Origin of the sequence: Bacillus sp. CDB3, from assembly GCF_002081505.1 — a bacterium.
GTDB lineage: Bacteria > Bacillota > Bacilli > Bacillales > Bacillaceae_G > Bacillus_A > Bacillus_A cereus_AT.
In genome coordinates this window covers 140,364-158,710 of sequence record NZ_ALBR01000101.1, presented here as the reverse complement: position 1 = coordinate 158,710, position 18,347 = coordinate 140,364, and the positions used below count along the sequence as shown (strand labels likewise).

Below are 18,347 nucleotides of genomic sequence, written 5' to 3'. Positions count from 1 at the left end.
AGTTACTCTAGAAAATCGAAATAATTACACTTTCGCTATTCATTTGCTATCCATACCCTGTAAATCATCCTATCTTCTTCACAAATCACCCCTGTACAAATTGTGAAGCCTTGATTTTGTGCTAAAAAAAACGCAAGAGCATACGCTATTTTATAATCCGGCGTTTCATATCCGCCAAATACTCTCCCGTACATTTCATTCGCGATTGAATCGGCCCACACTTCAGCTTCTCTTATCGTTTCAAAAATAATGTCTTCCCTTTCCCATTTCACAGTTATATCACCCCTCTAAACAAAAAGTAGCGCTAGCATATCCTTAATAAGAATATGACCAGCACTACTTTTATATCATTCTAACTTTCATTTTTTAAAAATTATCTAATGCTTTTTCCATAATAGAAACAGATTTAAAAGGTGGCGTTACTGTTAATGAACCTTTTACAACATGCTCTCCTTGTTCATCATAAGCTGATACGAGCATATCAATTGTATGTTCCTCCTCTGAAACAGCCACAACTTCAAAGTGGATTTGTAACGTTTCATAATGGTGAACATGTTTCACGAACGTAAGGTCCTTCCTAGTAATATGACTACCTGGACCTGGTAAATATTTCGTAACCGCCGTTGTAATCAGCCCTGTTAGCATAATGCTTGGTACAATCGGCTTTTCATACGGAGTTTGGGATGCGTAATCATGCTGAATATATAATGGATTGGCATCATTCGTTAACCCTAAGTACAATAACAAATCTTTATCCTCAATTTTTTCAGTGATAGATAATTTCTCTCCTACTGTAATTTCACCCATTCTACGACCAATTTGAACTTTTTTCTTTAACATGTTACAACCCCCTCCGATTTTTTCACCTTATTATCCTACTAAAAGCGATACCTTATCCGAAATTTACTATGATGAGGGCAATATATAGTATAAGTCTATAGTTTCATTATAGGATACACCAAATGATAGCGTTTTCATGTTATTTCAAAAAAACATTTCAATAAATAGTAGAAAAAGATTCGGGGCCCCGAATCTTTTTCCGCTTATATTTAATTATTAAACAAGAACTTTCATAACGTTACGTACAGATTCTACAGAGCGATCTAACGCTTCTTTTTCATCTTCAAGAAGTTCTAATTCAATAATTTTTTCAATTCCGTTACCACCTAAAATTACTGGTACCCCTAAGTAAAGGTCACTATAACCATATTCACCTTCAAGGTAAGCAATGGCTGGTAATACACGGCGTTGATCTTTTAAGATTGCTTCTGTCATTTCAACTAAAGATGCAGCTGGTGCGTAATATGCACTACCGTTTCCTAATAAGCCTACAATTTCGCCGCCACCTTTACGTGTACGTTCTACAATTTCCTCTAAACGCTCTTTCGGAATTAATGTTTCTAACGGAATGCCACCTGCATAGGAATAACGTACAAGAGGTACCATATCGTCACCGTGTCCACCAAGAACAAATCCTGTAATGTCTTTCACAGAAAGATTTAATTCTTGTGAAATGAATGTACGGAAACGAGCTGTATCTAATACGCCCGATTGACCGATAACACGCTCTTTCGGGAATCCCGCTTCTTTAAATACAGAATATGTCATTGCATCAACCGGATTTGTTAATACAACAATAATCGCATTTGGTGAATGTTTTGCAATGTCGCGCGTAATACTTTTCATAATTTTAGAGTTTGTTGCTACTAAGTCATCACGGCTCATACCAGGCTTACGCGCAATACCAGCTGTAATAACGACAACGTCAGAATCAGCAGTATCTGCGTAATCAGATGTACCAATAATGTTAGCATCAAAACCTTGTACTGGGCTCGCTTCTAACATATCTAACGCTTTCCCTTTTGTTGGATTTTCCAGCTGTGGAATGTCCACTAATACAACATCTGCAAGTTCTTTTTGTGCTAATAAGAATGCTGTTGTTGCTCCTGTAAATCCTGCACCGATGACTGAAACTTTCTTGCGTTTGATTGTCATAATTTACCCCCCGCTTTAATTATGCGTTTTTGATTATCGCTACATCCATGTTTTTAATAAGTTCATTAGCGAACTCAGAACATTTCACTTCTGTTGCACCTTCCATTAAGCGTGCGAAATCATATGTTACTACTTTTGAAGCAATTGTTTTCTCAACTGAATCAGTTACTAAATTCGCAGCTTCGTTCCATCCTAAGTGCTCTAATAATAGTACACCTGAAAGAAGAACTGAAGATGGGTTTACTTTATCTAAACCTGCATATTTTGGAGCTGTACCATGTGTAGCTTCAAAGATAGCATGTCCAGTCACATAGTTAATATTTGCACCAGGTGCAATACCAATTCCACCTACTTGTGCAGCAAGTGCATCAGAGATGTAGTCTCCGTTTAAGTTCATTGTTGCAACAACATCAAACTCACGTGGGCGAGTTAAAATTTGTTGTAAGAAGATATCTGCAATAGAATCTTTTACGATGATCTTTCCAGCCACTTCTGCGTCTGCCATCGCTTTATTCGCTGCATCTTTTCCATCTTTTTCAACGATACGATCATATTCAGCCCAAGTAAATACTTTGTCGCCGAATTCTTGTTCAGCTACTTCGTAACCCCAGTTCTTGAAAGCACCTTCTGTAAATTTCATAATGTTTCCTTTATGAACTAATGTAACAGAAGAGCGTTTTTCGTTAATTGCATATTGAATTGCAGCACGAACAAGACGCTTTGTCCCTTCTTCTGAGATTGGTTTAATACCAATGCCAGATGTTTCTGGGAAGCGGATTTTATTAACACCCATTGCTTCTTTTAAGAAAGCAAGAACTTTCTCTGCTTCTGGAGAACCTTGTGCATATTCAATTCCAGCATAAATGTCTTCTGTATTTTCACGGAAAATAACCATATCAGTATCTTCCGGACGTTTTACAGGTGAAGGCACACCTTCAAAGTAACGAACTGGACGTAGACATACATATAAATCTAATTCTTGACGAAGCGCTACGTTTAGAGAACGAATACCACCGCCAACTGGAGTTGTAAGTGGACCTTTAATTGCGATTAAATATTCACGGATTAAATTTAAAGTCTCTTCTGGTAACCACTCGCCTGTTTGGTTGAATGCTTTTTCCCCTGCAAGCACTTCTTTCCAAACGATTTTCTTCTCACCATCATAAGCTTTTTCAACTGCTGCTTCTAGTACGCGAGATGCTGCAGCCCAAATATCAGGACCAATTCCATCTCCTTCGATAAATGGAATAATCGGATTGTTTGGTACATTCATAACACCATTAGTTACAGTAATTTTTTCACCTGTCGTCAATGTGATAACCCCCATGTTTGAAATTTCATATGTATGAAACTGAGGGAATAACCCCTCAGTTCAAACCGTTAGTCAAATTTAAATATTCTAATCATTACATCTTCCCGGAAAAATCAGACTTTTGAAAGCGTATTTTCACTATCGAAATAGTGTTTTTCGCTTATCGTTGTGCAATTGGAACATACACTTGATGTGTTGGTCCATTATAATCAGCACGCGGACGGATTAAACGGTTATTTTCATATTGTTCTAGAATATGAGCTAACCAGCCTGACATACGGCTAATTGCAAAAATAGGTGTAAATAAGTCATGGTCAATTCCTAAACAGTGGTATACAGAAGCTGAATAGAAATCAACATTTGGCGGAAGACCTTTTTCTTTTGTTACAATGTCTTCAATTTTGATAGACATATTATACCATTTGTCTTCTCCTAAAAGCACGCATAATCTCTTAGACATTTCGCGTAAGTGTTTCGCGCGTGGATCACCATGCTCATATACGCGATGGCCAAATCCCATAATTTTCACTTTATTTTGAAGAGCATTATGAATATATGATTCTACATTTTCTTCTTCGCCAATTTCAGTTAGCATCTTCATTACATTTTCATTTGCCCCACCGTGAAGAGGACCTTTTAATGCACCGATTGCTGCTGTAATACCAGAATATACATCTGAAAGTGTAGCTACGCAAACACGTGCAGTAAATGTAGAAGCGTTTAACTCATGATCTGCATGAAGTACAAGCGCCTTATCAAAAGCTTCAATTTCAACTTCATTTGGCTCACGATCATTTAACATGTACAAGAAGTTTGCAGCTAATGATAAATCTTTTCTCGGTTCAACAATATCTAAACCTTTTCGGATTCTTGCATAAGCAGCAATTAAAGTTCCTACTTGAGCCTGTAATTTAACCGCTTTCAAATAATTGGACTTCTCATCCATAATTTCAGCGCTCTCATCGTATAATGATAGCATGGAAATCGCAGTTCGTAAAACAGACATCGGATGCGCGATTTTTAAATCTACTTGTTTCAAATATGTTAAAATTTCACCTGGTACTTTATAGTATTCAGATACAGTTTCACTAAATTCCGCTAGTTCTTTTTCGTTAGGAAGCTTGCGGTGCCATAATAAGTACACTACTTCTTCAAATGTAGCATTCTCCGCTAAATCATCAATATTATACCCAACATAAGTTAATGTATCATCAATAATAGAGCTCACAGATGATGTTGTTGCTACTACCCCTTCTAAACCTCGAATAACAGTCATGACATTCTCTCCTTTTCCTGAAAATTCTCCCAACCTTGCTCCTTATATCTATTTGCTCCCCTTATAAATTATGAACGCTCGTTCACTCTTTAGGCAAGCAAAATGCACGTTCATGCAAATTTGTTGCGATGTTCCCCTCTTTTTGTCCATTGCTACATGGAAAGCATGAGCGTGAATGTCTCCCCGAATCCTCACGCTCAGAACAACAAGTTAGTGAGGAAAATGAATTCCGAAGAGTTTTATGATAAAAACAACATAAAACAATATCATTATAAAATTGTTTTATGTTGTTTTTATTTTATCTGGTGTATAGTCTCTGCTGTTATGTAACTTTTCAAAGTTTCTAATCCTATTATAAACAATTATCTGACTTTTGTGAACAGAAAGAATTCAAAAATTTTATATTACTATAAAATTCCTTATTTAAACATTTGTATAATACTCATAACTGCATAGGCAATTCCAGCCCCAATTAATGGACCTACAGCGACCCCATTAAATAAAGCTACAGCTATAATCGTCCCAAAAACAAGTGCAGTTGTAATATGAGGATCCGTCGTTAATAATTGCACCCCACCTTTCGCCAATAAAGCAACTGCCACTCCTGAGGCTAAAGCAATCCATGCATAGTATGATTTCGCCGCTTCTCCGAGTTGTTTAAACCCTATTTCCCCCGTCGCAATTGGAACGAGCACCGCAATTGTAATAACCGTCACACCAAGGTTAATTCCTTTCGTTTGTAAATAAGGAAAGACTTTATCGCCTAAAAACGTAAACTTCAATAAAAATAAAACTCCAACAGCTACGGTAAGCGATTGGTTTTTAGCAATAAGTCCTATAATAAGTAGTATGAATAAAAATAACGTTGACTGACTAATCATGTTTGCACTTCCTTTCTGAAAATAATGAACTCGCTTCCAAACAAAAATACCTTTAAACCTATCGTTATACATGTCATATCGATGTCTATTTGCCAATGAGAATAAGGCAACAATTTCATTAGTGCATGCATTTTCAACTTACAGAATGAGACTGTAACCCAAAAAATCAAAGCATGTATACATTTTTGAAAACGATTGTCTCTCCTTTCTTTTCTAACAAGAAACAGGTAAAATAAAAAGAAGAGAAAATGAAGTTTTTACCATATAGTAGAAGCATCATCAACAAGCTTTTACAGTCGTTTATGTACTGAAAAAGCAGGGAAAATCCATCATTCCACTATAACATAAAAGTGAAACTTTAATCAGTGAATGCTACTCGTTATAAGTTGAACGAATTAGGATAATACAAATTGGAATGGGAGGTACACATCTTTGAATCGAAACTTACTATATATGATATTGCGACTCATATTTGTCATTGTAGCAACGGTCGTTGGGTTCTATGTATTACTGTACATGTCAGGACTTATCTATCCTTTTATTATCGCTTTTGCATTCGCTTATTTGATTAATCCTGTCGTCAATTTCCTTAATCAAAAGCTACAATTCCCTCGTGCATTAGCAGTACTCGTTAGCTTAATTCTCGTATTCGGGGCTATCGTCGGACTTGTTACATACCTTGTAACTGAAGCAATATCCGCCACAACATACTTACTTCAAATTGTTACAGTGAAGTTCCCAGATATCGTTGCATTCGCTCAACAATTTGCTCTTAATCATATTATGCCTCTCTACGATGATTTAATTTCTAAATTTAATCATCTCGGCGAACCACAACGATATACTATTACACAAAACATTCAAAACTTAGGCACTGAAGCAACGACACAAATGAAAGAACTTTTAACCGCTATTATAAGCGGATTAACAAATTTCATTAGCGCATTACCAACAACTTTAACTGTCCTTGTATTCATTTTATTGGCAACTTTCTTCATTAGTTACGATTGGCACCATCTTGCTCATAAAGTAAGAAAACTTTTACCTAATCGTGTACACGGATACGGAAAAACTATTTTTGTCGATTTAAGAAAAGCTTTGTTTGGTTTTGTTAAAGCACAACTTACACTCGTATCTATGACAACCGTCATTGTACTAATCGGCCTTTTAATATTACGCGTGCCATACGCAATTACTATCGCGATTATTACAGGAGTTGTAGATTTACTCCCATACTTAGGAACTGGAGCTGTCTTCGTTCCTTGGGTTATATACGTATTTTTCACAGGCGACACCGCATTCGCCATCGGTCTTCTCATCTTATACATCGTCGTGATTGTCCAAAGACAAATCATGGAGCCGAAAGTACTTTCATCTAATATTGGACTCGATCCATTAGCGACACTCATCGCTTTATTTGTCGGCTTTAAGCTCTTTGGTTTTTTAGGATTAATCATCGGTCCAGTCACATTAGTACTACTTAACACATTACACAAAGCCCACGTTTTCCATGACTTATGGAAATTCATTAAAGGCTCACCATCAAAATAATATTTTCTAATTCACATACAACAAAAAACTTAACTGTTAATCAGTGGGAATTTCCCACTGATTATTCACTTATTTTTATACTAACTACATTTCAAACGAGAGAATTTCCTAAAAAAGGATAATTCTCTTGTTTTTTCATGTAAAACGCATATTTTGCGGTATTTTTACATTTTTATTCTATTTATTTTATAATTATTACTTACATTTATTACTTTTTATGTAAATGAATAAATATACAAATTAGAGCGAAATACTCCTTTAATCAGTAGTTTTTTTCTCTCATCTAACTTTTTCACACTAATCGAACACTAACAACACAAAAAATATTACCCTGACGTAAAACTTTCAATCCGTAACCCCCTGTATTCTACCTAGCATTAACTACCAGAAGTATAAATAGAAAATACAATAAAAAAATAACACTTAGATCGCTATAATCTAAGTGTTATTTCTGAACAATAATAATAGCCTTCTTTCTCAATTTCCAATCAATCCACTTCATAACAATCGGCTTTAATAAAGCCCTTGTTACAGGGATAACAAAGATAAAACCCATTATATCCGTCACATATCCAGGAAGTACTAAAAGAATACCTCCTATAAAGACAAAAATACCATCTAGGACGGCATCACCCGGCATTTCTCCTCTATTTAACCTAAATTGAATCTCTCTAACTATTTTAAACCCTTGTCGTTTCGCCAAATACACGCCTACAATACCTGTAAATACAATCATAGCAAACGTAGACCATAAACCTATTACATGACTCGATCCAATTAAGACCGTAATTTCGATCGCCGGTATTAAAATAAGCAAGAATAGTAACCACTTCATAGCTCGCACTCCTTCATATTTCATTTCAAAGGTTTAAGTATCTTCCTTTCACCTTACTAAGTCCCTTACAAGCCCCTTATGACGCCCGTATAAGCCTCACAAAAGATAAATAACCCTCTTCCCACAAACGTTATAACAAACGTTCCCTGAAGTGATTTCAGGTGTTTAAAGCTATCTCTATCCTTTTTTGTGTAAAAAAAAGAGAAGGACTCCGCTCCTTCTCTCCGTATTACTTCTTATAGCACTTCCGCATGTCCATTATAAACAATTCCGCGTGCTGCATCAACTGTTACTTCTTGGCCATTTTTTAAAGTTGCTGTTACGCCGTTTACACCAACGATAACAGGAATACCGATTGATACACCTACAACAGCCGCATGGCTTGTTAAGCCACCTTCTTCAACAACTAAAGCAGCAGCTTTTTCAATTGCAGGAATCATATCTTTATCAGTGCTTGTTGTAACAAGGATATCACCTTTGTTTACGTTCGCTACAGCTTCAGCAGCTGTTTTCGCTACAACTACTTTACCTTTTGCAGCTTTACGACCGATTCCTTGTCCTTTAGCGACTTCTTCACCAACAACGTGAATCTTCATTAAGTTTGTTGTACCAGTTTCAGCAACTGGAACACCAGCAGTGATTACTACAGTATCTCCAAGTCCGATTAGACCTGCATCCATACCTGTTTGAATTGCAGTATCTAACATTTCGTCAGTAGAAGCTGCACGTTTTCCAGCCATAAACGCTTGTACACCCCAAACAAGTGCAAGACGACGTCCTACTTGCTCGTCAGATGTTACAGCTACGATTGGAGATTTCGGACGGTATTTAGAGATCATTTTCGCAGTATGTCCACTTTCTGTTGGAGCTACGATTGCAGCTACATCAAGAGCAAGTGCTGTATGCGCAACAGATTGGCTAATTGCATCTGTAATTGTTGGAGTGAACTCTTTAATACGTTTTTTGAACATATCTTCATATTGTAATGATTTTTCAACACGCACTGCAATGTTAGCCATCATTGTTACAGCTTCTACAGGGTATTGACCCGCAGCAGTTTCACCTGAAAGCATAATTGCATCTGTTCCATCGAAGATTGCGTTTGCTACGTCACTTGCTTCCGCACGAGTTGGACGTGGGTTACGTTGCATAGAATCTAACATTTGTGTTGCAGTAATAACCGGTTTGCCTAATACGTTACATTTTTTGATTAGACGCTTTTGTACTAATGGTACTTCTTCTGGTGGAATTTCTACACCCATATCACCACGAGCAACCATTAAACCGTCAGAAACTTCTAAGATTGCATCGATGTTGTCGATACCTTCTTGGTTTTCGATTTTTGGCACGATTTGGATGTATTGAGCGTCATGTCCTTCTAATAATTCACGAATTTCTAATACGTCAGATGCTTTACGTACGAAAGATGCCGCGATGAAATCAACTTTTTGCTCGATACCGAAAACGATATCTTTTACGTCTTTTTCAGTGATACCAGGAAGCTTAATGCTTACGTTTGGTACGTTAACACCTTTTTTATTTTTTACAGTTCCGCTGTTTAATACTTTTGTACGGATGTTCCCATCAGCTTTTTCGATTACTTCTAGTTCGATAAGACCGTCATCGATTAGAATGCGAGAACCTGGGTCTACATCGTCATAAAGACCTGCATAAGATACAGAGAATTTCTCTGCAGTACCTAATACTTGCTCAGTAGAAAGAACTACTTCTGCACCTGTTACAAGCTCAGCTTGTCCGTCTACGAAGTCGTGAGTACGGATTTCTGGACCTTTTGTATCAAGTAAGATACCAACTGTTTTACCAGTTTTCTTTGAAGCTTCACGAATGTTTTTAATACGAGCGCCGTGCTCTTCATGGCTACCATGAGAGAAGTTTAAACGAGCAACGTTCATACCTGCTTCGATTAATTGTTCTAATTTCTCAATACTTTCACTAGCAGGACCTATAGTACATACAATTTTAGTTTTACGCATATTGCACCTCCGAAAATTATGAAACCGTTCCCAAATACAAGGCATTAAGCCGATTAGATGGATAATTCTTTAGATAATTGATACATATCTTTATCGATTGTATGCTTTTGAGCTAACGCTTCGATAATGTCATGATCAACAAGTTTATTGTTTTGGATACCTACACAGCGTCCACCTCTGCCATCAATTAGCAATTCAACTGCGCGCGCGCCAAGGCGACTTGCTAATACACGGTCTTGTGCACTTGGTGATCCACCACGTTGTACGTGACCTAATACCGTTACACGAGTGTCAAAGTTTGTTGCTTCTTCAATGTGTTTACCGATGTCAATCGCACTTCCAACACCTTCAGCTACAACAATAATACTGTGCTTTTTACCACGTTCACTACCGCGTTTCAGACGAGCGATAACATCATCCATGTCATACTTCTCTTCTGGAATTAAGATCGTTTCTGCACCATCAGCTAAACCAGCCCATAATGCGATATCTCCAGCGTGACGTCCCATTACTTCGATAACATATGTACGTTCATGAGATGTAGCTGTGTCACGGATTTTATCAATTGCATCAATAACAGTATTTAAAGCTGTATCGAAACCAATTGTGAAGTCTGTTCCAGGAATATCATTGTCGATTGTACCTGGTACACCAACACATGGGAATCCTTGTTCAGTTAATTTTTTAGCACCTTGGTAAGAGCCATCTCCACCAATAACAACAAGTCCTTCGATACCGTGTTTCTTTAATTGCTCGATACCTTTTAGTCGTACTTCTGGGTCTTTAAACTCAGGACATCTTGCTGTATATAATTTCGTACCACCGCGGTGGATAATATCGCCAACAGAACCAAGTTCTAATTTTTCAATGTGACCAGAAATTAAACCAGCGTATCCATGGTAAATACCATATACTTCAATATCATGGAAAATCGCTTTACGAACAACTGCACGAATGGCAGCATTCATACCAGGTGAATCTCCACCACTTGTTAATACACCAATACGTTTCATTTGTACTCACCTCATAAAGATTATTTGCCTTATAATAAAATAACACGAAAAAATATAAAAACACAATGGAGAAGATGTGTCTTTTCATAATAAAAACGTGCATTCGCGAAGAGGAACGCACGCTTTTCTTATTTTATCCCAATGGAAGCGTTTGAAAACGAAACTTGCCCAATTTTCATATATTTTTCATAACGTTTTTCGATTAATTCATCTTTCGAAATTCCGTTTAATTGTTCAAAAGTTTTTCTAATCATTAAGTCTATATTTTCTGACTGTTTTAAAAGATTACGGTGAGCTCCACCTTTTGCCTCTGGAATAATTTCATCAATTACACCTAATTCTTTCAAATCTGCTGCCGTAATTTTCATTGCTTCTGCAGCTTCCTTCGCTTTTCCTGCATCTTTCCAAAGAATTGCCGCTGCACCCTCTGGTGTAATAACAGAATAAGTGGAATTTTCTAGCATATGAATGTAATCTCCTACTCCAAGACCTAGCGCACCACCGCTACCACCTTCGCCAATAACGATACAAATAACTGGTACCGTTAAACCTGCCATCTCAAATAGATTGCGGGCAATAGCTTCACTTTGTCCACGTTCTTCAGCTGCTTTACCAGGATAAGCTCCCTTCGTATCGATGAAACAAATAATAGGACGATTAAACTTTTCCGCTTGTTTCATGAGACGCAGTGCTTTTCGATATCCTTCTGGATGAGGCATCCCAAAATTACGACGAATATTTTCTTTCGTATCTTTTCCGCGTTGATGCCCAATTACAGTTACAGGCATCCCCTTATATTTCGCAATGCCGCCGACAATCGCTGCATCATCACCAAATAGGCGATCTCCATGACATTCAAAAAAATCAGTAAATAAGTGCTCAATATAATCGAGCGTTGTCGGTCGTTCTGCATGACGAGCAATTTGAACACGGTCCCATACTTTCATATTGCCGTATATATCTTCCTCTAAATTTTCTAGCTTGTCTTCCAAAATACGAATCTCCTCACTGAAGTCCATCTGGCTGTTTTTCGTATAGTCTTTCAGTTCACGAATCTTATTTCTTAGCTCAACAACTGGTTTCTCAAATTCTAGCTCTGCCATACAGCCATTTCCCCTCCTTGATGAACTTCTAAAATCTTGCGGAGCGATTCTCTCATATCATCACGATGCACAACCGCATCTAATTGACCATGTTCTAGTAAAAATTCTGCCGTTTGGAAATCCTCTGGTAGCTTCTCACGCACCGTTTGTTCAATTACACGTCTACCAGCAAATCCGATAAGTGCACCTGGCTCTGCAAGATTATAATCACCAAGTGAAGCGAAACTCGCTGAAACCCCGCCCGTCGTCGGGTGAGTCATAACAGAAATAAATAGCCCTCCTGCATTACTATGCTTTTTCAAAGCTACGCTTGTTTTTGCCATTTGCATTAAACTTAATATCCCCTCTTGCATACGGGCACCACCCGAAGCAGTAAAGATAATAAATGGAACTTGTAAGTCGTATGCCTTTTCAACCGCACGGGCAATTTTTTCTCCTACAACAGAGCCCATGCTCCCCATTCGAAAACGAGAATCCATTACTGCAATAACAACAAGCATGTCATCAATTGTTCCTTCACCAGTTACAACCGCTTCATTCAACTCAGTCTTCTTACGATCGTTTTCTAGTTTCTCTTCATACCCTGGAAACTCAAGTGGATTTAATGAAACCATCTCTTTGTCATACTCACGAAATGAGCCTTCGTCCAATATACTATCAAGGCGTTCCCATGCATTCATCGGATGATGATATCCACAATTCACGCATACTTTTAAATTTTTAAGTAACTCTTTCGTATACATGATTTTTTTACATTTCGGACATTTTGTCATAACGCCATCTGGTACATCTTTTCGTACTTGTTCTGAAGGTATTGCAGCGTACTTTTTCTTTTTCACGAATAAATCTCTTAGCACAATTTGACCCCCTTCGTTGAGAGCTAAGGTTAGCGTAAGAAGAAAATGGGGCTAACACCAAAGTTTGATGTTAGCCTTATCTTCTCAATCTGTCTAATAACCTCTCTCTTTACGTTTAACTTTAACCGCTATGCGGTAGAATGTTTGTCATAACGTGTCATGGTCATTTCGACAAATTTTATACATTACGAGTGAAACTGTATATTCTCTACTAATTCATCGTAAATTTTTAACGCATCATTTTCTTGCTTCTCTTTCAAGACAGCATAAAGCTTTCTATACATTTCGATAGAATCTCCTGAAATTTCACAAGAAAGAGTTGCAACATAATCATTTACGATCATCCAAATGCGATAAAGTAAATAATTATCGAATTGTTCAATAAGTGTTTTAAAGAACGTTTGATGAAGCATTGGAATTGAGCCTTCATTTTCTTCAAGCACTTGGTGTAATTTACTTAGCACTTTAGAAAACGTTTCTTTCGGTAAATTACATACAAGTCGAATCATATCTTTCTCAAGCAATCGTTTTGTTTGTAATAAATCACGAATTGTTTTCTCATCTTGCAGCAAGAACGGAGCAATTAATTGTACAAGACCGTTATCGTAAAAGTTTCGAATAAACGTCCCCTCACCACGTCTTGTTTCAATTAACCCTACAAGTTCTAAAGCACGCAATGCTTCTCTTACAGAGGAACGGCCAGCGTTTAAGCGTGAACTTAACTCACGCTCAGACGGCAAACGATCCCCCGCTACTAAACCATCCTCTTCCATTATGGAACGGATTTTTTTTTACAATTTCGAGATATACTTTTGTATTTGATGATGTCAATGGAAATTCCTCGCTTATTCTTTACCAATCAGCGCTAATTGTTTTGTTTTCTCAGCGACTTCATTTGGATCTACTTGACGGCGAGCTACTCCTGTCTCCATTGCCGCTTTCGCAACGTAAGCCGCTACTTGAGGCGCTACACGCGCGTCAAATGGCGCCGGAATGATATGGTCCGCATTCAACTCATCTTCTGATACAAGCTCTGCAATAGCTTGTACAGCTGCCATCTTCATTTCTTCATTAATTTGTGTCGCATGTACATCAAGTGCACCGCGGAAAATACCAGGGAACGCTAGTACATTATTTACTTGGTTCGGGAAGTCAGAACGACCTGTTCCAACAACAGCTGCGCCCGCTGCTTTTGCCAATTCTGGCATAATTTCTGGAACCGGATTCGCCATTGCAAAAATAATTGCATCGTCATTCATTGTACGAACCATCTCTTCAGTTAATGCACCTGCTGCAGATACACCAATGAATACGTCCGCACCTTGTAAAACGTCAGCTAAAGAACCTTCAATACGATTCTTATTTGTATATTTTGCAACTTCATCTTTCACCGGATTCATACCTGTAGGGCGACCTTCATAGATTGCACCTTTACGGTCACACATAATAACGTCACGTACACCATAGCGATATAAAAGTTTAATGATTGCAATACCCGCTGCACCTGCGCCATTTGCGACAACTTTAATGTCAGACATTTTCTTTCCAACTAATTTCAGCGCGTTCACAAGGCCCGCTACTGTTACGATAGCTGTTCCGTGTTGATCATCATGGAAGATAGGAATATTTGTTTCTTTTTTCAAACGTTCTTCAATAACGAAGCAGTTTGGTGCTGCAATATCTTCTAAGTTTACACCGCCAAAAGTTGGCTCCATTAATTTTACAGTTTCAACAATTTTATCTACATCGTTTGTATTTAAGGCAATCGGGAATGCATCTACACCAGCAAAGCTCTTGAATAATACAGCTTTACCTTCCATTACTGGAAGAGATGCTTCAGGTCCAATGTTACCAAGACCAAGTACAGCCGTTCCATCTGTCACAACTGCTACCATATTTCCCTTCATTGTATATTCATATACCTTACTTTTATCGTCATAAATTTCTTTACAAGGCTCTGCAACCCCTGGAGAATATGCAAGACTTAAATCTTTTGCATTTTCTACTTTTACTTTTGATACAGTTTCTAATTTTCCTTGATGCACTTTATGCATGTGAAGTGCTTCTTCACGAAGTGTTGACAAACTATCCACTCTCCTCAAATTATTCTTGCTGATATCAATTTCTCCAAGTGGTCTGACCACGAACACTACTACTATAATAATCGAAGTGTAGGGAAATTGTCCATTATATTTTCACAACGACATTTTCGCCGCCGACAATTTCACGAAGTGTTCCTAAGCATTCTTCACTTGGATGAATTGATAAACTTCGAGATAATTGTACCATTTTATGTTCCTTTTCATAATAAATTAGTACTTTCGCAAAACCTGAATAGTCAAACAATATTTTTGTAACCTGATTTAAAAGCTTTTTCTCATACTGAGATGGCAATTTCACGTAAACAGATGCGTCTTTCTTTTCTTCATAAACATCCATTTCCTCTAACGGATAGAGTCCATTTACAATCCATTGCAGCTTATGATTCCTTAGCTCAATCGTACCGTCGACTAAAACAATTGCCCCTTCTTGTAACTTGTCTGAGAAATGTATATACGTTTCCGGGAAAACAACCGCTTCCATTTCATCATTTTGATCACAAAATGTAATAAACGCCATCTTTTGAAACTTTTTCGTACGAATCACTCTCACACTTGTTATATATACGATCGCTCTTTGTACTTTTTTCTTATGTCGCATCGCCTGAGCGAGAGATGGGATTTCTAATTCTTTTCCTAACTTCGCATACTGCGCTGTCGGGTAGCTAGATAAATAAAAACCGAGGGCTTCCTTCTCTTTATTTAACTGTTCAATAAAGGATAGCTCTTCTCCTTGTACATATTTTGATTTCGGAACAGCATCACCTAAATCACGTGCAAGGTTCGCGTACTCTAGCGCTCCTTTAAGACTTTTCCATAAATTCGTTCTCGAAACACCAAAATCGTCAAAACAGCCCGACCAAACAAACGCTTCTAAATTTCGCTCCGTTACAAACTTTGATGGCATACGAAGACAAAATTCAAATAAATCTTCGAACATTTTTTCTTCTCGTTCTTCGAGTAACGCCGTCACTGTAGCCATCCCGATATTTCGAATTGAAAGTAAACTGTAACGTATCGCAGTCCCTTCTATTTGGAAGTTATAACCACTTCTCTGAAGAGACGGCGGCAAAACATGAAATCCTTTTCGTTTCGTTTCTCGTATATACTGCACAATCTTATCTTCATTTCCAATTGCACTTGATAATAGTGCTGTCATAAATTCTAGCGTATAATTCGCTTTTAAATAGGCAAGCTGGTATCCGATCATACTGTAAGCTACAGCGTGACTTCGGTTAAAACCGTAGTTCGCAAATCTGACAATCAAATCGTAAATTTGTTCTGAAGCTGTCTCATCGTATCCGTTTTTCAAACACCCTTGTACAAAATGCTTACGTTCTTGATCTAAAATATCACGATTCTTTTTACTCACTGCACGGCGCAGTAAATCCGCTTCTCCAAGCGAAAAGCCGGCTAACTTCGATGCGATTTGCATAATTTGTTCTTGATATACAATTACGCCATATGTTCTTTCTAAAATCGGTTTTAAGTCCGGATGTAAATATTCAATTTTTCTTTTTCCGTGCTTTGATTCAATAAAGGTTGGAATTTGTTCCATCGGTCCTGGTCTATATAACGAGTTAACAGCGACAATATCTTCAAATTCATTCGGTTTTAACCCTCGAAGTACATTTCGCATACCACCTGATTCAAGCTGGAATACACCTGTTGTATCCCCTCTTCCTAACAATTGAAACGTCTTTTCATCTTGAAGAGGTAAGTTTCTTATATCAATGTGTTTCCCCGTTTTTTTCACAATAAACTTTACAATATTTTCAAGTAACGTTAAATTACGTAATCCTAAAAAGTCCATCTTGAGCAACCCAAGCTCTTCTAATGCATCAGCTGGATATTGCGTAACATAAACATCGTTATGTCCTTCTTGAATTGCTACACTTCCCGTTAACGGCTCTTGGCTCATAATAACGCCGGCTGCATGAATAGACGTATGACGCGGTAATCCCTCTACACGTTTTGCGATTTCAAACACACGTTCATGCAAAAGATTCCCTTGTATAAACTCACGGAGTGATTGCGATTCCTCATATGCATCTTTTAACGTTATACCAAGCTTTGATGGGATAAGTTTTGAAAATATGTCAATATCTCGCGGCGGGAGCCCCATTACACGAGCGATATCTCTAATTGCGGCTTTCGCTGCAAGAGTTCCGAACGTTACAATTTGAGCAACACGCAGCTGACCATATTTATCTTTCACATATCGAATCATCTCATCACGTCTTATATCTGGAAAATCAATATCAATATCTGGAAGTGTCACACGTTCAGGATTTAAAAACCTTTCAAATAGTAAGTCATATTCAATCGGATCAACATCTGTAATTTCTAATACGTAAGAAACGAGTGAACCAGCTGCCGATCCACGTCCTGGTCCTGTTAAAATATGATTTTCATGCGCATACTTCATAAAATCCCAGACGATGAGGAAATAATCACTAAATCCCATACTAGAAATAACGTTTAATTCATGATTCAAACGCTTTATATGTACTTCTTTCGGCGTACCATAACGTTTCTGCAACCCTTCTTCACAAACGCGGCGTAAATACATATCATTCGTCTCGTTAGATGGAACAGGGAATTTCGGTAATTGATTTACATGAAACGGTATTTCTACTCGGCAACGTTCTGCAATTTCTACTGTATTGTGAATCGCCTCTTCTACGTGAGAAAATAGTGCTTCCATCTCATCCGATGACTTTAAATAGTATTGGTCTGTTTTCATCCTCGGTCTATCTGGATCAGTCATTTTCGTTCCACTTTCAACAGACAATAAGCACTCATGAACAAGTGCGTCGCTTTGATTGATGTAACGTACATCGTTTGTTGCAACAAGTGGGACATTTATCCTACTCATAAATGCAGGTAATTTCTCTTGTAAAAGCAGTTCATCTTGAATCGCATGATGCTGCAAACTCATATAAAAATTGCCGAACATATTTTGATATGTGCGAGCTACTTCTTCAGCCTGACTTTCTTTGTCTTCTAATAATAATTGTTCAATTTCTCCATCTTTACCTGGTGAAATAGCAATTAATCCTTTCGCATAATGCGCAAGCCACTTCTTAGGAATACCTTCTTTTGACTTCGTCATAATGCTACTAGAAATCTTTAATAAATTTTGATAACCTATTTCATTTTCAGCAAGTAAGACAAGTGGATAAGACTTTTTTTCTTCTTCACTAAAAATAGAAGCTGTTAAGCCGATAATAGGCTGTATACCATTTTTCTTACATGCTTTATAAAACGGAATAACTCCATACATAACATTTTCATCTGTAATGGCCAGCGATGAAAATCCAAGCTCTTTCGCCCGAATGACAAACTCATCAATTTTACAAGCACTTTTTAATAAACTAAAAACGGTTTGACATTGTAAATGCACAAACTTCACTGTTGTACCCTCTCTT

General features: G+C 37.6%; 14 protein-coding genes and 1 pseudogene. 1 reads left to right on the top strand and 14 read right to left on the bottom strand.

Translation table 11 applies throughout. The annotated features are described in order from the left end of the window. Nucleotides 1-35 precede the first annotated feature (35 nt). The 6 genes from CDB3_RS27685 to CDB3_RS27655 all read right to left on the bottom strand — a co-directional run bounded on the left by CDB3_RS27685 (nt 36) and on the right by CDB3_RS27655 (nt 5,464). On the bottom strand, nt 36-272 hold the full coding sequence (locus tag CDB3_RS27685) for a hypothetical protein (RefSeq protein ID WP_128856674.1): 237 nt from the start codon (nt 270-272) through the stop codon (nt 36-38). Nucleotides 273-366: 94 nt separating this feature from the next. Continuing rightward, nucleotides 367-840, bottom strand: coding sequence for a MaoC family dehydratase (locus CDB3_RS27680; protein ID WP_128856673.1), 474 nt, complete (start codon nt 838-840; stop codon nt 367-369). Between the two features lie 216 nt (nt 841-1,056). Beyond that, on the bottom strand, nt 1,057-1,995 hold the full coding sequence (gene mdh / locus CDB3_RS27675) for a malate dehydrogenase (protein ID WP_128856672.1): 939 nt from the start codon (nt 1,993-1,995) through the stop codon (nt 1,057-1,059). Nucleotides 1,996-2,014: 19 nt separating this feature from the next. Then, entirely contained in the window at nt 2,015-3,307 is a 1,293-nt protein-coding gene (gene icd, locus CDB3_RS27670; RefSeq protein ID WP_000206900.1) for an NADP-dependent isocitrate dehydrogenase, read from the bottom strand. 160 nt (nt 3,308-3,467) lie between these two features. Continuing rightward, the gene (gene citZ, locus CDB3_RS27665) at nt 3,468-4,616 is read right to left on the bottom strand and encodes a citrate synthase (protein WP_128856671.1); all 1,149 of its coding nucleotides are present in this window, start codon (nt 4,614-4,616) and stop codon (nt 3,468-3,470) included. A 386-nt stretch (nt 4,617-5,002) separates the two neighbouring features. Further along, on the bottom strand, nt 5,003-5,464 hold the full coding sequence (locus tag CDB3_RS27655; RefSeq protein WP_002112200.1) for a DUF441 domain-containing protein: 462 nt from the start codon (nt 5,462-5,464) through the stop codon (nt 5,003-5,005). A gap of 432 nt (nt 5,465-5,896) precedes the next feature. On the opposite strand from CDB3_RS27655, the gene ytvI reads away from it, so the two are divergent. Further along, the gene (gene ytvI, locus CDB3_RS27650) at nt 5,897-7,015 is read left to right on the top strand and encodes a sporulation integral membrane protein YtvI (RefSeq protein WP_071748283.1); all 1,119 of its coding nucleotides are present in this window, start codon (nt 5,897-5,899) and stop codon (nt 7,013-7,015) included. Between the two features lie 445 nt (nt 7,016-7,460). Here the strand turns inward: ytvI and CDB3_RS27645 are convergent, their stop codons facing one another. The 8 genes and pseudogenes from CDB3_RS27645 to dnaE form a co-directional block, all read right to left on the bottom strand. Continuing rightward, nucleotides 7,461-7,850, bottom strand: a complete 390-nt coding sequence (locus CDB3_RS27645; RefSeq protein WP_128856670.1) for an FxsA family protein — start codon at nt 7,848-7,850, stop codon at nt 7,461-7,463. Between the two features lie 236 nt (nt 7,851-8,086). Beyond that, nucleotides 8,087-9,844, bottom strand: coding sequence for a pyruvate kinase (gene pyk / locus CDB3_RS27640; protein ID WP_098499749.1), 1,758 nt, complete (start codon nt 9,842-9,844; stop codon nt 8,087-8,089). Between the two features lie 53 nt (nt 9,845-9,897). Next, entirely contained in the window at nt 9,898-10,857 is a 960-nt protein-coding gene (pfkA, locus tag CDB3_RS27635) for a 6-phosphofructokinase (protein ID WP_097832101.1), read from the bottom strand. Between the two features lie 128 nt (nt 10,858-10,985). Next, a complete protein-coding gene (gene accA / locus CDB3_RS27630) occupies nt 10,986-11,960 on the bottom strand; it encodes an acetyl-CoA carboxylase carboxyl transferase subunit alpha (RefSeq protein WP_000818790.1) in 975 nt (324 codons plus the stop codon). Next, nucleotides 11,948-12,817 carry an acetyl-CoA carboxylase, carboxyltransferase subunit beta gene (gene accD / locus CDB3_RS27625; protein WP_000942863.1) on the bottom strand — a complete coding sequence of 290 codons (870 nt, stop codon included), beginning with the start codon at nt 12,815-12,817 and terminating at the stop codon, nt 11,948-11,950. Before accD ends, accA begins: the two co-directional genes overlap by 13 nt. Before the next feature lie 185 nt (nt 12,818-13,002). Next, nucleotides 13,003-13,648 (bottom strand): annotated as a pseudogene (locus CDB3_RS27620) (FadR/GntR family transcriptional regulator). A gap of 14 nt (nt 13,649-13,662) precedes the next feature. After that, on the bottom strand, nt 13,663-14,871 hold the full coding sequence (gene ystJ, locus CDB3_RS27615) for an NADP-dependent malic enzyme (RefSeq protein ID WP_165444500.1): 1,209 nt from the start codon (nt 14,869-14,871) through the stop codon (nt 13,663-13,665). Nucleotides 14,872-15,004: 133 nt separating this feature from the next. Next, nucleotides 15,005-18,331, bottom strand: coding sequence for a DNA polymerase III subunit alpha (gene dnaE, locus CDB3_RS27610; protein WP_128856668.1), 3,327 nt, complete (start codon nt 18,329-18,331; stop codon nt 15,005-15,007). Nucleotides 18,332-18,347: the final 16 nt, after the last annotated feature.

Bases quoted from the DNA above. Each gene is read 5' to 3' on its own strand.
- ystJ (WP_165444500.1), bottom strand. From the start codon at position 14,871: ATGCATAAAGTGCATCAAGGAAAATTAGAAACTGTATCAAAAGTAAAA.
- mdh (WP_128856672.1), bottom strand. From the start codon at position 1,995: ATGACAATCAAACGCAAGAAAGTTTCAGTCATCGGTGCAGGATTTACA.
- CDB3_RS27680 (WP_128856673.1), bottom strand. From the start codon at position 840: ATGTTAAAGAAAAAAGTTCAAATTGGTCGTAGAATGGGTGAAATTACA.
- CDB3_RS27655 (WP_002112200.1), bottom strand. From the start codon at position 5,464: ATGATTAGTCAGTCAACGTTATTTTTATTCATACTACTTATTATAGGA.
- pfkA (WP_097832101.1), bottom strand. From the start codon at position 10,857: ATGAAACGTATTGGTGTATTAACAAGTGGTGGAGATTCACCTGGTATG.
- accA (WP_000818790.1), bottom strand. From the start codon at position 11,960: ATGGCAGAGCTAGAATTTGAGAAACCAGTTGTTGAGCTAAGAAATAAG.
- CDB3_RS27645 (WP_128856670.1), bottom strand. From the start codon at position 7,850: ATGAAGTGGTTACTATTCTTGCTTATTTTAATACCGGCGATCGAAATT.
- pyk (WP_098499749.1), bottom strand. From the start codon at position 9,844: ATGCGTAAAACTAAAATTGTATGTACTATAGGTCCTGCTAGTGAAAGT.